We start from the raw sequence: 13,948 nt of genomic DNA on the forward strand, positions 1-13,948 counted from the left end.
AAGGCACAACAGCCTTATGGTTTGTGGTAGCGACGCTCCGGGCGACCGACGCTACCATAAGCCACCTCAGCGCAAAGCTCATCTCTTCCGACCATATATTCCAAGTAACGACGCGCTGTTGTTCGGCTCGCGCCAATTTGCTGCCCAACCTGCTCGGCATTTAGCGCTATCGTGGGAGCATTTAAAACCTCACGAATTTTATTCAGTGTAATCGCGTCTATGCCTTTTGGTAGTCGCGGTGAATAAGGTTCGCTCTTCTCCTTTACGCCCGACGCCAGTAGGCCATCAACTTGGCTTTGAATGAGTGAATCCATATTTGCAAGCTTTTGAACATGCGTAGAATATTGGTTTAACGACGTTTTTAATCGCTCGAAAACAACGGGCTTTAAAATATAATCAAATATACCGTTGTGCATGGCAGTGCGAAGAGTCTCTACCTCCTTAGCTGCCGTCACCAATATCACATCTGTATGCGCACTCTTGGCGCGCAATTCCCTCAGTAACTCCAGACCTGTGCCCTTGGGGAACTGATTGTCGAGAAGCAGTAATTGAGGTCGAAATACATCAAGCAAGTCTCTTGCATCATCCAAGTCATGGGCAATTCCCACTACATCAAACCCTTCGATTTTATCGATAAAGCGACGCTGAATCTCTGCAATTTTCGGATCGTCTTCTGCAATGACAATACTGATTAATTCTGTCATGTGTTGTCCTGATATGGATGTTGATCGAGCTCTTGCCATTTAGCTCTAGGTATATAAACCGTAAAGCGGCTTCCTGATAATCTACCTTGCTTATCACGCATATTCGGCTCAACTGTTACGATACCACCTAGGTGTGCAACTTGACGCTGAACTAAATCCAAGCCAATGCCATGACCATCGGTCTCTTTTGTTGTGTAACCACGCGTGAATATCGCCTCTGCTTGTTGGTGAGATAGACCTGCCCCCTGATCATTCACTTCGAAAATAAGCTCTTTACCGTAGTCAGAAAAACTCAGTGTGACTTGGCCATCGGGACCATAATGATCCAGCGTTGCTTCTAGGGCGTTATCAACGAGGTTACCTAAAATACTGACCAGCTGCTCACGCGGCAAAGCCTCTGGCAAGTCCTGCATATGGCTTTCTTTATCAACGGTTAATCGTAAACCTAACTCTCTTGCTCGATTATATTTACCCAACAGGCATCCCGCCAGAATGCTATCTGAAGTGACCTGCATCACCCGTTGAATAAAGGATTGGTGGCCTGAGGTTTCCTGGCCGATCATTCGCAACGCCTCATTTGTCGCCCCCATGTGGATCAGTCCAGCAAGAGTATGTAATTTGTTGTTGTACTCATGTGCTTGGCTGCGCAAGGACTCCGCATACTGTTTGATTCGCGTTAGCTTACGGCTTACCAAATCCACCTCGTCTTTCAACCTAAAGCTAGACACGACCCCCGTGATGAGACCGTTTTGCCGCAATGGAATCCGGTTAACAATAAGATTGTGATGATGAAGCCAAATCTCTTGATCAAAATCAGGCTCTCCCTCCGCCAGGACAGTTTCCATTCCGGTATCGGGTAATACATCCGTAATATGACGACCAATGTAGAGTTGGTCTTCTGGCAGCGCTAGCGTCTTTATGGCTGCACGATTGAATGTCGTGATATATCCAGATTGGTTAATCGCAACAATCCCTTCGCGAACAGTTTCTAATGTCACATTACGCTCCTGAAACAGACGCGCAATTTGCTCAGGCTCGAGATTGAAAATCGCTCGACGAAAATGATTAGCGAATAAGATCGCGGTAATAACACTAAAGATAAAGGCTGCGAGGATGGCGAAGAACATTGTACTGGAGTGATGTATGACGATTGCATCAACAGTGTCTAGTAAGTACCCCACCGAGACAATGCCGATAATCGATTTCCCGTCAGGACTGAAAATAGGCGCTTTCCCGCGCACAGACCAACCCACACTTCCCTCGGCTTGCGCAATGTACGCTTGACCATGAATCAGCGCAGGGGCATTGGTATCTCCGTCATCATCGGCCATCGATTTCCCTAAACGATCAGGTAAAGGGTGAGCAAGCCGAATCCCCACCTCATTGCCAAACACGACAAACCGTGCTTGAGCCGAACGTGCGAGAGCAACACTTAAAGGTTGCAAAAATGTTGAGTTCTCTTTTGATACGGCTTCAACCACATCAGGCATCGCCGCGATCGTCATCGCGACCCGCATCGCTTGCTGACCAATTTGCTCATTAAGGACTCTATCGAGGTAATTGATAGCAAAGTAGCCAAGCGTCCCTGTTTGTAGGATGGCAATCACACCTAAAATCAATACCATGCGCTGCTTTAGCTTCAAGCGACGCAATGAGAGAAACTGACGCATTGTGGTGGCGAGCTCCTTTCACCCAAGCATTCTCATGTTCTGTTAGTTTATCTGCGTTATGTTTTTATTGCAGTGAACAATATGAACAAAACCACCAAAACATTTTTTATTCACATTATTTTTACAATATATGAAATGCTCAACAACAGCATTAGAGTCCTCATGAGGAAGCAATCAATACATGAGGAAGCACAATGTTCAAGCAATATCGAAAAGGTAAATCAACAGCCATCGTCGCAGGTGTGATAGCAGCCGCGCTAAGCATTAACGTCCAAGCGAGCGTCGACAACATTCATTTTCTAGTACCAGGCGGCGCGGGTGGTGGTTGGGACAGCACAGCACGTGGCGTCGGGGAAGTACTTTCTAAATCTGAGCTTGTCGAACAGGTTTCGTACGAGAACATGTCCGGCGGTGGCGGAGGTAAGGCCATTGCGTACCTGATCCAAACCGCTGAGCAATCTACCGACACGTTAATGGTTAACTCCACACCGATTGTGATCCGCTCTCTTGCCAAAGTTTTTCCGCAATCGTTTCGTGATTTGACCCCAGTAGCGGCCACTATTGGTGATTATGCTGCGTTCGTTGTACCCAAAGACTCAAAATACCAAAGCTTTACCGATCTTGTGGAGCAATACAACAACGATCCTCGTTCCGTTTCTGTTGCCGGTGGGTCAGCGCGCGGCAGTATGGATCATTTAGTGGCAGCGCTCGCATTTAAAGCAGGTGGCGGCGACCCACGACAAGTCAAATACCTCGCCTACGATGCCGGAGGTAAAGCCATGGCAGGGTTGCTATCAGGCGAAACTCAGGTGCTCTCAACCGGTTTAAGTGAAGCGTTGACGCTTGCAGCAGCAGGTGAAGTTCGTATCCTCGCGATGACAGGGGAAGAGCGCTCTCCCGTTGCACCCAATGTGCCTACCCTCAAAGAGCTGGGCTACGACGCGACGTTTGTCAACTGGCGTGGCTTTTTTGGCTCCCCAGAAATCAGTCAAGCACGTGCGAAAGAGTATGCACAAGTACTGGGTGAGATGTATGACACACCTGAATGGAAATCCGTGCGCGATCGATACGGCTGGACCGAAATCTATAAGCCTGGCGACGAATTCATGCACTTTCTTGAACAACAAGAAAAAGAAATCGGCGCCTTGATGACTGAGCTTGGTTTCATGTAATCGCCTTACCGCAGCGTCGCCATGCTTCTTGGCGCGCTGCTTCTCCATTTTATTGGTTCATCTAGAGAGGGAGCTCCAATGACGATAACCAAAGACCATATCGGCGGCCTAATATTTCTGAGCTTTTCGCTTGCTTACGGTTATTACGCTAATCAAATAGCGCTTATTCCTGGCGATGAGTTTCAGCCCTTTCATGCCCGCACCCTCCCCAACTTTCTAGCCGTATTAGGGAGTGTGCTCGCGCTACTACAGTTGCTCACCGCCACAAAAAGTCGACACTCAACGCTTTCATTAGCCGGCTACGATTTTTGGCTTATGGGCAAACTTTTATTATTGATGGTCGCGTTTTCGCTTGCACTGAAATGGGTCGGTTTTTTGGTATCCACCGCGCTGTTTCTTGCTGGCGGTTATTGGTTGCTTGGTGAGCGGCGCCCCAAAGTTATTCTCTTGGCCTCAGTCCCTTTTGCTATCAGCTTCTGGTTTTTATTGACCCAAATGCTCGATATCTATCTAGCTCCTGGTCAACTTTTTCGCCTAGCACAAGGAGGGTAAGCGATGTTTGATGGAATTATGTCTGGGCTTGGTACTGCTATCATGCCCTTCAACTTACTCATGGTAATTGTTGGCTGCTTTGCCGGCACCTTTATAGGGATGTTACCCGGACTCGGCCCCATTTCAGCGATTGCCCTAATGATCCCGATCACATACGGGCTCGACCCATCATCGGGTATTATTCTGATGGCTGGCGTTTACTACGGTGCCGTTTTTGGCGGATCGACTTCCTCCATTCTTATCAACGCTCCGGGATGTGCCAGTACCGTTGTGACCGCGTTTGACGGTTATCCATTGGCGCAACAAAAACAAGCTGGAAAAGCCTTGGCGCTTGCCGCCTATTCCTCTTTCACCGGTGGCACGATCGGCGCCATCATCTTACTCTTTGCCGCGCCTGCGCTAGCAAAAGTATCTTTGAGTTTTCAATCCAGTGACTACTTTGCACTTATGGTGCTGGGACTCACGGCTGTGGCTGCATTTTCCGGTAAAGGGCGCGTGCTTAAAGCCATGATGATGACTGTCTTTGGCCTGATGATCGCGACAGTTGGCATTGATGTGATGTCAGGCAGCCCACGATTTACCTTTGGAAATGTCGATTTAATTGATGGTATCAGCTTCTTATTACTAGCAATGGCAACCTTTGCATTAACGGAAGTTGTGATGACAGTGCTGAGGGGGGAGCACAAAGAAAAAGACGCGCAGATCGATATGACCTCACTCGGCAGCATGAAGCTAAGCAAAGAAGAAATAAAACACGTCGCCCCGACCGTCGGTCGCTCATCATTTTTTGGCTTTCTTGTTGGCGTATTACCCGGCGCAGGCGCAACGATCGCCGCCTTTTTAAGCTATGGCATGGAAAGAAACTTTGCGCCTAAGGCACTTAAAGAAAGATTTGGGCGCGGAGCGTTGCGTGGGCTTGCCGCCCCAGAGTCTGCTAACAATGCCGCCTCGACAGGATCCTTTGTTCCTCTACTTACGCTTGGTATTCCGGGCTCTGGCACGACCGCCATTATGCTCGGGGCACTAATCGCTTATGGCATTCAACCCGGTCCACGCCTTTTTATCGACAATCCTGATGTGTTCTGGTCCGTGATTATCTCGATGTACTTCGGTAATCTGGTTTTGTTAATTCTCAACCTACCGCTGATCCCTTACATCTCTCGTCTGTTGGTGATCCCACGCCCCATTTTAATCCCATTGATATTGTTTTTCTCCATCACGGGCGTTTATCTGGTCAGTTTTAATGCCTTCGATATCCAAATGATGGTCGTCATCACCATCATCGCCACCTTTTTGAAACTGCTAGACTTTCCAATGGCTCCCATGCTTTTAGGGTTTATTCTAGGCGATATATTGGAGAAAAATCTTAGCCGTACACTGACACTGACGGATGGTAGCTATGCATTCCTATGGGAAAGGCCACTAACACTTACCATCATGCTGTTAGCGGTACTCGCTTTGTTACTGCCTGGCTTTATCGCCGTCTGGGATAAAAAACGAGGTAAGAAAAGCAGTTCAACCCAAGCGACCGAGCACGCGACAGATTGATAAAACGCACAAAAGTATTAATACGCTAGTCCGTATCTTTATCTATCCGCGTCTGCAGGGCATCAAACTTGTCGTGCAGGCGCATTAGTTCAAGCTCGAGTTTTAGATTGATCTCGTAGGTGGCTTTTTGCTCCATCCTGTCTTTTGCCGCTTGGCGGTTTTGCGACATCATGATGATCGGTGCTTGGAAAGCCGCCAGACTAGATAACCCAAGGTTCAGTAAAATAAAGGGATAGGGATCGAATGATGCGTCTCCCACTAACCAAACCGTATTCACGACAATCCAGCCAATGATGAATGCGAAGAAAAGCCCGATAAATGACCAAGAACCGCCAAATGAGGCAATTTTATCCGCCACCATTTGCCCGGTGGTCAGGCTTTCATGAAAGGACTTGTTGACGTTCTCAGAGACAGACGTGTTGTTAGCAATACTCTCAATAACTTTCTTTTCTCCCGAGCTAAGACTACCAAACGGCTGGCCGAGCAAGGCTTTGGCTAAGTTCTCAAAATACTTTTTCATCTGTCACTCCATGCTAACGTGCACGACACCAACAAGGTATCGTGCAGACTTTATCATTAAGCCATTGAAATAGAGTAGATTAACTTAGAGGCTTAGCAAACAGAGTATCCTTTATCATGCAAACTAAATCCGGCGGGCACGAATAGTGCGACCTTTAACTTTTCCATCATTGAGTTTACGTAATGCGGCTTTAACGCAAGATTGTGACACGGCAATAAACGCCACATTGTCGAGTACATTAATTTTGCCGACCTGCTTACCATCAATGCCCGCTTGGCCAGTCAGCGCACCTAAAATATCACCCGCGCGTACTTTTTGCTTTTTACCCGAGTCAATCATCAAGGTTGCCATCTCAGGCTGGTAAGGCGCAGTGTCGAGCAAATGCTGCGACGGCAGGGCTTCGGGGAGAAAATCACGATCATATTGATCGCCAATCATCGCCAGCTTATAGTGCTCGGCATCGTTATATAGCGAACACGCCACCCCTTTTTTGCCAGCGCGACCGGTACGGCCGACACGGTGTACATGAGTTTGCGGATCGTGGGCGAGTTGATAGTTGATCACCATATCCATGTCATCAATGTCTAAGCCTCGCGCAGCCACATCAGTGGCCACCAGCACGGACGCACTTTTGTTGGCAAATTTTACCAAGGTGCGCTCACGGCCACGCTGTTCAATATCGCCATGCAAGGCAACGGCGCTAAAACCATCATCTTCTAGGTTATCGCAAACTTGTTGTGTTTGAGCTTTGGTCGTACAGAACACCACACAACTTTGCGGCTGAAAATGTAATAACAGTAGCTTTAACGCTTGGTAACGCTGCTTGTTGTCATCGACTTTATAAACGTGTTGCGTGATTGTACTTTGCGTTTGCACCTCATCCACTTTAACGGAGACAGGGTGGCTCAGCACTCGCTGGGCAATCGCATTGATCGAACGCGGGAAAGTGGCGCTAAATAACAAGGTTTGGCGATGAGCAGGAACACGCGCAATGATGGCATCCAAGGTATCTTGGAAGCCCATATCCAGCATCTGATCGGCTTCATCCAACACCAAGGTCTCAACATCATCAAGGCGCAAGGTGCCTTTGCGTAAATGGTCATCCACACGCCCTGGAGTGCCAACAATAATGTGTGCACCATGCTCCAATGAGCCAATTTGTGGGCCAATCGATACACCGCCACACAGCGTCAGCACTTTGACATTATGGCGACCACGCGCCAACTTACGCATCTCAACCGCCACTTGCTCGGCCAGCTCACGGGTTGGGCACAACACCAAAGATTGCACGCGAAAGCGTTTCACGTTCAGTTTGGCTAACACACCTAAGCTAAATGCCGCCGTTTTCCCCGAGCCAGTTTTAGCTTGGGCAATAATGTCTTTGCCACTGAGCACAGACGGTAAACTCTGCGCCTGAATGGGCGTCATCTGCGTATAACCCAAGGTTGCCAAGTTATCGAGTAAATCAGCAGGTAACGCGAGCGAGGAAAAAGCGGTATCAATCAAAGTCGTATCCACAGCAAAAGTAAATCATGCCGCGCCCAAGCACGGCCAAAAAGGGGGCGTATCATACCAGAGTCTGATTGCTGCCACATTAACCAATTAGCGCCACACACTTGATAATCGCTTTGTCGCCTCATGTGTTTTGTTGCGTCATTGTTAGACCAAGCTCCGTATTTACCTTTACGCGGCTTGTCTTGTCATTGTGCTTGGTGTGCAATCAAGGCACACAATTAAGGAGGATTGTCTTGTGGCAAATATCCCAGTAGAAAACTACCCGCTCTCTCATACGCAGGCGATTGTCTGGAACGACATGGATGCCCTGCAACACATCAATAACACCGTGTACTTTCGCTACTTTGAAGATGTACGTGTGGTGATGCTTGAAAAACTGGAAGTATTCGAGCTAGCCAAACGGCTGCACTTAGGCCCCGTGGTCGCCTCAACCCGCTGCGATTATCGCGCCCCTTTGGTGTATCCAGATACCATCACCACCGTGGCTTGGGTCGAGAATATTCAAGAAAAGCGCTATGCGATGAAGTATGAAATCTACAGTCACAATCAAGAACGCTGTGTGGCCGAGGGCGAGGCCTTGATTGTCTATTGCGATTTTAAAACCGGTAAAAGCTGCCCTATCCCAGCCGAGACGCTCGAAGGGTTAAAAGCCTTTGTGGCGAAATAGTAAGCATAGAGACAAGCACTGCGCGTTGCCTGACGCGCAGTCAGCCGTTGATCCATTTGGACATTTGTTCTTTGGCATCATGATGACTCAAGAGCTTCTGGCTTGCTGTCGATACCACACAGGGGTACCATCCGTGCTCTGTGTAACACTGGGTAAGTAGCACCGCCAAAGGACAAACCGATGAAAAAAGCCGTTGTGGTATTTAGCGGAGGACAGGATTCAACCACCTGTTTGATTCAAGCGCAGGCAGAGTACGACGAAGTGCATTGCCTCACGTTCGACTATAACCAGCGCCACAAGCAAGAAATTGACGTTGCCCGTGAGATTGCTGCAAACCGCAACGTCAGTGCGCACAAGGTACTGGATGCTGGTTTGCTCAATGAATTGGCGATTAGCTCGCTCACACGCGACAACATTCCCGTTTCCAATGCACTGAACGAAAACGGCCTGCCCAATTCCTTTGTGCCGGGTCGTAATATCTTGTTTTTGACTTTGGCAGGCATTTACGCCTATCAAATTGGCGCTGAGGCGGTGATCACCGGTGTCTGCGAAACTGACTTTTCTGGCTACCCTGATTGTCGCAATGATTTTATTCAATCGATGCAGCAAGCCCTTGAGCAAGGCATGGACAGAAAACTCGCCTTAGTCACACCATTGATGTGGCTGAATAAAGCTGAGACCTGGGCACTGGCCGACCAGTATCATGCCCTCGATTTTGTACGCGACCACACCCTAACCTGTTATAACGGCATTAAAGGCACTGGCTGTGGCGAGTGTCCAGCCTGTCACTTGCGTCAGCGTGGCTTAGATGACTACCTCGCCAACCAAGCGGACGTGCAAGCCGCACTACAACGCAAACAAGCCGAAAACGCCTAATAGCGGGCACTCACAGGCAGCGACAAGAAATAAAAAACCGCCTCGCAATGAGGCGGTTTTTGTATCGAGAATACAACAGCAGTTATTTATGCGGCTCATCATGCGGATGGGTATCAAACTCACCATGACTAGCCCGATGCACAGTTTCCACCGCGAGCGCTTTGTGCAATTGCTGCGCCACATACTCAGGCGAGTGAGTATGAACGGAGAGCAAGCGATACATCGCCGGGATCACCAGCAAGGTGACAAAGGTCGCAAAGGCCATGCCGGTGAAGATCACCGTCCCAACCGCGATACGACTTTCCGCCCCCGCGCCAGTGGAGAGGATCAGTGGGATCATCCCTGCCAAGGTGGTAAACGCCGTCATCAAAATCGGTCGCAAGCGACGGACTGACGCATCGATAATCGCTTTATCAAATGCAATGCCACGGTCACGCAATTGGTTGGCAAACTCCACGATCAAAATACCGTTTTTGGTCACCATCCCAATCAGCATAATCAAACCAATTTGGCTGTAGATATTGATCCCTTGGTTGGTCAGCCACAGGCCTAAAAAGCCGCCTAGCATCCCCATGGGCACCGTCAACATCACCACCAAGGGGTTGATAAAGCTTTCAAATTGCGCCGCTAACACCAAGTACGAAACCAAGAGCGCTAAACCGAACACCACCAGCACACTGGTTTGGTTGTCACGAAAATCTTTCGACTCCCCTGAATAGCCCACCGAGATATCGGCCGGCAAGTTCTCAGCCGCGATTTGATCGAGATAATCAAGCGCTTGACCCAGTGTCACATCCTCGCCTAAATGCGCCGATAAGGTGATCGACTTTTGCTTGTTGGTATGGCTTAAACGCTGCGCGGACGCTGTTTCTTCCACCGTGGTCACTGCATCCAGCGAAACCAACTTGCCGCTGCGGCTACGCATATAAATACGGGTAAGATCCCCTTTGCTACTAAAGGCCTGTTCATCGCCGCGTACATACACATCGTATTCTTCACCGCGATCCACATAGCTGGTCTGGGCCCGGCCACCGAGCATCACCTCTAAAGTATCGGAGACATCCCGCACCGAAATCCCAAGTTCAGCGGCGCGACGACGATCTACTTTGACCACTAGCTCAGGGGTATTTTGGTTGTAGTCATAATCGGGGCTGTCAATCATGGCCGCCTCGCGGCCCATTTCGCCCAATTTCTCCGCCCAGCGGTGAAGCTCAGGATAGTCTGGACCACTTAACACAAATTGCACGGGCTCTGAACTGCCACCCCCAAAACCAGGCGCAAACGGGAACACTTGCACATCTGGCACACCATTTAACACCTGCCGGACTTCCGCCAAGATATCTTGTGCGGAGCGGTCGCGCTCATCCCAATCCGGCAATAGCATGATCACGAAGCCCGTTTGATCGCCGGCCCGACCACCAAACGCTGGCGTTTGTAAGCTGACCGAGCTCAGGGTCCCCGCCTCGACCAAGGGCATTAAGCGCTGCTCAATTTGCTCGATATTGCCCACCATACGGTTGTACGCCGTGCCTTCCGCACCACGGACAAACGCCAGCAGCACCCCGCGATCTTCTTGTGGCACTAATTGCGACGGTAAGTGTTGCATCAGCACGCCACTGCCGCCAATACAGAGCAAGATAACCACAGGCGCAATCCAACGCCAACGCAGGACATGTGCCAATACTCGGCGATAGTAACTTTCAAGCACATCAAACCCACGGGTGATCACGCGGTTCACAGGACTAGATGCCACATTTAAGCGCAGCAGTTTACTGCCAAGCACCGGCGTAAGCGTCAACGCTATTAAGGACGAACAGAGCACGGTGACGGCGAGCATCACTGCAAACTCGGTGAACAACTTACCAATCATGCCATCCATGTAGGTAATGGGGAGGAACACCATCACCAACACTGCGGTGGTGGCGATCACTGCAAAACCCACCTCCCGTGCGCCACGGTAAGCGGCCACCAAGGGTTTATCGCCTTGTTGTAAGTGGTGGAAGATATTTTCGACCACCACAATGGCATCATCCACCACGAGGCCTATCGCGAGAATAAGCGCCATTAAGGTCAGCAAGTTAATCGAAAAGCCCATCGCTGAGGCAACGATAAAGGCGGATATCAAGGATACCGGCACAGTCACTGCTGGGATCAAGGTGGCGCGCGCTTGGCCGATAAAGATATACAGGACTAATACCACCAGCGCCCCAGTGATAAAGAGGGTGCTATACACTTCCTCAATCGAGCGCTCAATAAATACCGTAGTATCGTAATCCACCCAAAGACGCGTACCTTCGGGCAGGAAGGTCTGCATCTCATCGACAAGCTTATGAGCGCGGTCAGAAATATCGAGCGGATTGGCATCGGATTGTGGGATCAGCGCCAAACTTAAATTATTGATACCATTGTTTTTATAGGTGGCATCTTCGTTCCGTGAGCCAATGGCCACCTCCGCCACATCCGACAAATAAATCGCGGTGCCATTCGCCGTGGTGCGTACCACCAGTTGTTTAAAATCCTCTGCGTCACGATATAAACGATCGCTACGCACTGGCATGGTCATCACGTCATTGCGGATTTCCCCGCCCGGGCTTTCTAAGTTTTCATCCCGCAATGCATCAAGAATATCTTGGGTGGTGACACCGTGCCCCGCCATTTGGGTGGGATCCAGCTTCACATACATCACTTTATACAGCGCGCCGTATAAATCGACCGAGCTCACCCCAGAGATCAAGCTGAATCTATCTTCCAGCGTACGTTGGGCGTATTCCGTCAGTTGGTTGCGGTCCATCTCTGACGAGGCCAAGTTGATATAAACCGCCGCTTCGCCAGTGCCGTTGTCTTTGTACACAATCGGATCGTTGGCATCATCAGGCAGTCCCCCTTGCGCGCGCGCCACGGCATCACGCACATCACTCACCCCCTCGGTCAGAGGGTGATCGAGTTTAAATTCCACCGTGATCCGTGATGAGCCATTGCGGCTGACCGAGGTGATCTCTTCAATGCCGCTAATGCCGGAAAGCTCATCCTCAATCAACTGCGTGACTTGGCTTTCCATAATGCTGGCCGAGGCGCCAGAATAGCCGGTGTAAATACTCACCACCGGGCTATCGATATCAGGCATCTCACGCACGGACAAGGTCGAGAAAGAAACCGCGCCAAAGACACATAACAACAAGCTCAATACGATCGCCATCACTGGCCGTTTCACTGAGACATCAGACAACCACATTAGCTGGCCTCCGTCTCAGACACGGTATCATCGATACGGCTTTGGTCATCTTCTGGATTTTTCGGTGCTTCCGCATTTAATACAGACACTTGCGCCCCATCGCGCATATTCACCAAACCTTGCACCACAATGTGCTGACCGGGTTCAAGTCCTTTACTCACCACCACTTGGTTATCAATCCGCGCACCAAGGGTAATTTCAGTACGATGGGCAATGCCTTCGCCATCAACGCGGAAGACATAGCGACGCGTACCGGAATACTGCAGAGCTTGCACAGGCACAATCACCGCTTGCTGCTCCGGCAAGGTCAGTTTCGCCTCCATCAGCATGCCGGGCTGCAATTGGCGTTCAGGGTTATCCAGCGCCACACGAACACTGACTGATAGCGCGTCTTTATCCACCCGAGAGTCCACCACGCTCACCGTGCCGGTAAAGGCATCATCGGGATACGCTTGCGACGTGACCGCCACTGGCATATTGGGATAAAGCAGTCCGACGTATTGCTCTGGCACCTGAATATCAAGGTTCATGCGTGACAGGTTGTCGAGACTAAAAAGCGTTTCGCCCACATCCACGCGCTGGCCGACGCTTAAATCAAACAAACCAATGCGACCGGAAAAAGGCGCGATTAAACGATGATCATCTAAATCAGATTGCGCCGATTGCAAACGGGCCTTGGCAATATTGACACTGGCTTGCTGCGCATCCAACTCGGTTTGTGTTAAGGCACCACGTTGCGCCAGCTTGGTGTACTCCTTTAGCTTGCGCTGCTCATCATTGAGATAAGCCGACGCTTCCAACACCGCCGCTTGGGCTTTGGCGCGATTAAAGGTCACCAAAGGCGCCCCTTTTTCAACCGTCTCGCCCGGTTTTACATGCACAGTTTCAATGCGCGCCGAGACTTCTGACTCAATATCAATCTGCTGATGGGCTTTAACATTGCCCACCAATGACAACGACGGCGCAACCGGTTTGGTTTCCACTTGTGCCGTCATCACATCCACAGATCGTGCCCCCGGTGGTGGCGCAGAGGCCTCCTCGCTCGAGGGCTGGATATCGCCCCACTTCCAGAACGCGACGCCCGCCAATACCACGACGCCCAATAGCATCCACTTTTTCATTGCCATGTACCTTATATGTTGGATAGCACCAGTGTACTGATCTGCATGTTTTTGTCCTTAAAGAATTGTAAAGACACTGTTTTTTATCGTTATTACATAGGATTGTGCGATAAAGCGAGACAGAGGTAAGACTGTGTAAGGACAGCCAGGTTTCAAAAAACATCAAAAAAGCTCACTTACACCGTTTTTCGCACGCAAGACGCTGAAAAAAGCACCAACCACTAATCGGGACAGAGAAAACCCTTTACAGCTCCAGTCGGTTTGGTAAGATTCGCCTCGTTCCCGTGGTGGAGTTCCCGAGCGGTCAAAGGGATCAGACTGTAAATCTGACGGCTCAGCCTTCGAAGGTTCGAATCCTTCCTCCACCACCA

At 49.9% G+C, this 13,948-nt stretch carries 11 protein-coding genes and 1 tRNA gene; 6 read left to right on the forward strand and 6 right to left on the reverse strand.

Annotated elements, in window-relative coordinates; translation table 11 throughout:
- Window positions 1-14: 14 nt before the first annotated feature.
- Both BZG25_RS03380 and BZG25_RS03385 read right to left on the reverse strand, forming a co-directional pair.
- Window positions 15-704 (reverse strand): response regulator, encoded by a 690-nt coding sequence (locus tag BZG25_RS03380; RefSeq protein WP_074213090.1) that lies wholly within the window; start codon window positions 702-704, stop codon window positions 15-17.
- Window positions 701-2,374, reverse strand: coding sequence for a sensor histidine kinase (locus BZG25_RS03385; protein ID WP_077578536.1), 1,674 nt, complete (start codon window positions 2,372-2,374; stop codon window positions 701-703). The genes BZG25_RS03380 and BZG25_RS03385 overlap by 4 nt, the downstream gene beginning before the upstream one ends.
- Window positions 2,375-2,568: 194 nt before the next feature.
- Here BZG25_RS03385 and BZG25_RS03390 point away from each other — a divergent pair, with 194 nt between their 5' ends.
- Genes BZG25_RS03390 through BZG25_RS03400 form a run of 3 tightly spaced genes read left to right on the forward strand, consistent with a single transcriptional unit; the run spans window position 2,569 to window position 5,646 of the window.
- On the forward strand, window positions 2,569-3,546 hold the full coding sequence (locus tag BZG25_RS03390; protein ID WP_077578537.1) for a tripartite tricarboxylate transporter substrate binding protein: 978 nt from the start codon (window positions 2,569-2,571) through the stop codon (window positions 3,544-3,546).
- Window positions 3,547-3,567: 21 nt separating this feature from the next.
- Window positions 3,568-4,098 (forward strand): tripartite tricarboxylate transporter TctB family protein, encoded by a 531-nt coding sequence (locus tag BZG25_RS03395; RefSeq protein WP_241828640.1) that lies wholly within the window; start codon window positions 3,568-3,570, stop codon window positions 4,096-4,098.
- A gap of 3 nt (window positions 4,099-4,101) precedes the next feature.
- Window positions 4,102-5,646 carry a tripartite tricarboxylate transporter permease gene (locus tag BZG25_RS03400; protein WP_077578539.1) on the forward strand — a complete coding sequence of 515 codons (1,545 nt, stop codon included), beginning with the start codon at window positions 4,102-4,104 and terminating at the stop codon, window positions 5,644-5,646.
- Window positions 5,647-5,671: 25 nt separating this feature from the next.
- Here BZG25_RS03400 and BZG25_RS03405 read toward each other — a convergent pair whose 3' ends face one another.
- Complete coding sequence (locus BZG25_RS03405; protein ID WP_077578540.1) at window positions 5,672-6,166, reverse strand: DUF1003 domain-containing protein; 495 nt, start codon at window positions 6,164-6,166, stop codon at window positions 5,672-5,674.
- A gap of 123 nt (window positions 6,167-6,289) precedes the next feature.
- The gene (gene dbpA, locus BZG25_RS03410) at window positions 6,290-7,672 is read right to left on the reverse strand and encodes an ATP-dependent RNA helicase DbpA (protein ID WP_108743407.1); all 1,383 of its coding nucleotides are present in this window, start codon (window positions 7,670-7,672) and stop codon (window positions 6,290-6,292) included.
- Window positions 7,673-7,916: 244 nt separating this feature from the next.
- Between dbpA and BZG25_RS03415 the strand changes: the two genes are divergently transcribed.
- Entirely contained in the window at window positions 7,917-8,348 is a 432-nt protein-coding gene (locus BZG25_RS03415) for a thioesterase family protein (protein ID WP_241828641.1), read from the forward strand.
- 180 nt (window positions 8,349-8,528) lie between these two features.
- The gene (gene queC, locus BZG25_RS03420; RefSeq protein WP_077578542.1) at window positions 8,529-9,224 is read left to right on the forward strand and encodes a 7-cyano-7-deazaguanine synthase QueC; all 696 of its coding nucleotides are present in this window, start codon (window positions 8,529-8,531) and stop codon (window positions 9,222-9,224) included.
- 82 nt (window positions 9,225-9,306) lie between these two features.
- On the opposite strand, the gene BZG25_RS03425 is transcribed toward queC, so the two are convergent.
- Complete coding sequence (locus tag BZG25_RS03425) at window positions 9,307-12,456, reverse strand: multidrug efflux RND transporter permease subunit (protein WP_077578543.1); 3,150 nt, start codon at window positions 12,454-12,456, stop codon at window positions 9,307-9,309.
- A complete protein-coding gene (locus BZG25_RS03430) occupies window positions 12,456-13,577 on the reverse strand; it encodes an efflux RND transporter periplasmic adaptor subunit (RefSeq protein ID WP_077638525.1) in 1,122 nt (373 codons plus the stop codon). The genes BZG25_RS03425 and BZG25_RS03430 overlap by 1 nt, the downstream gene beginning before the upstream one ends.
- Before the next feature lie 286 nt (window positions 13,578-13,863).
- Between BZG25_RS03430 and BZG25_RS03435 the strand changes: the two genes are divergently transcribed.
- Window positions 13,864-13,948 (forward strand) — tRNA-Tyr (locus BZG25_RS03435).

The sequence above is a fragment of the Salinivibrio sp. ML198 genome, from assembly GCF_001996015.1.
Lineage (GTDB): Bacteria > Pseudomonadota > Gammaproteobacteria > Enterobacterales > Vibrionaceae > Salinivibrio > Salinivibrio siamensis.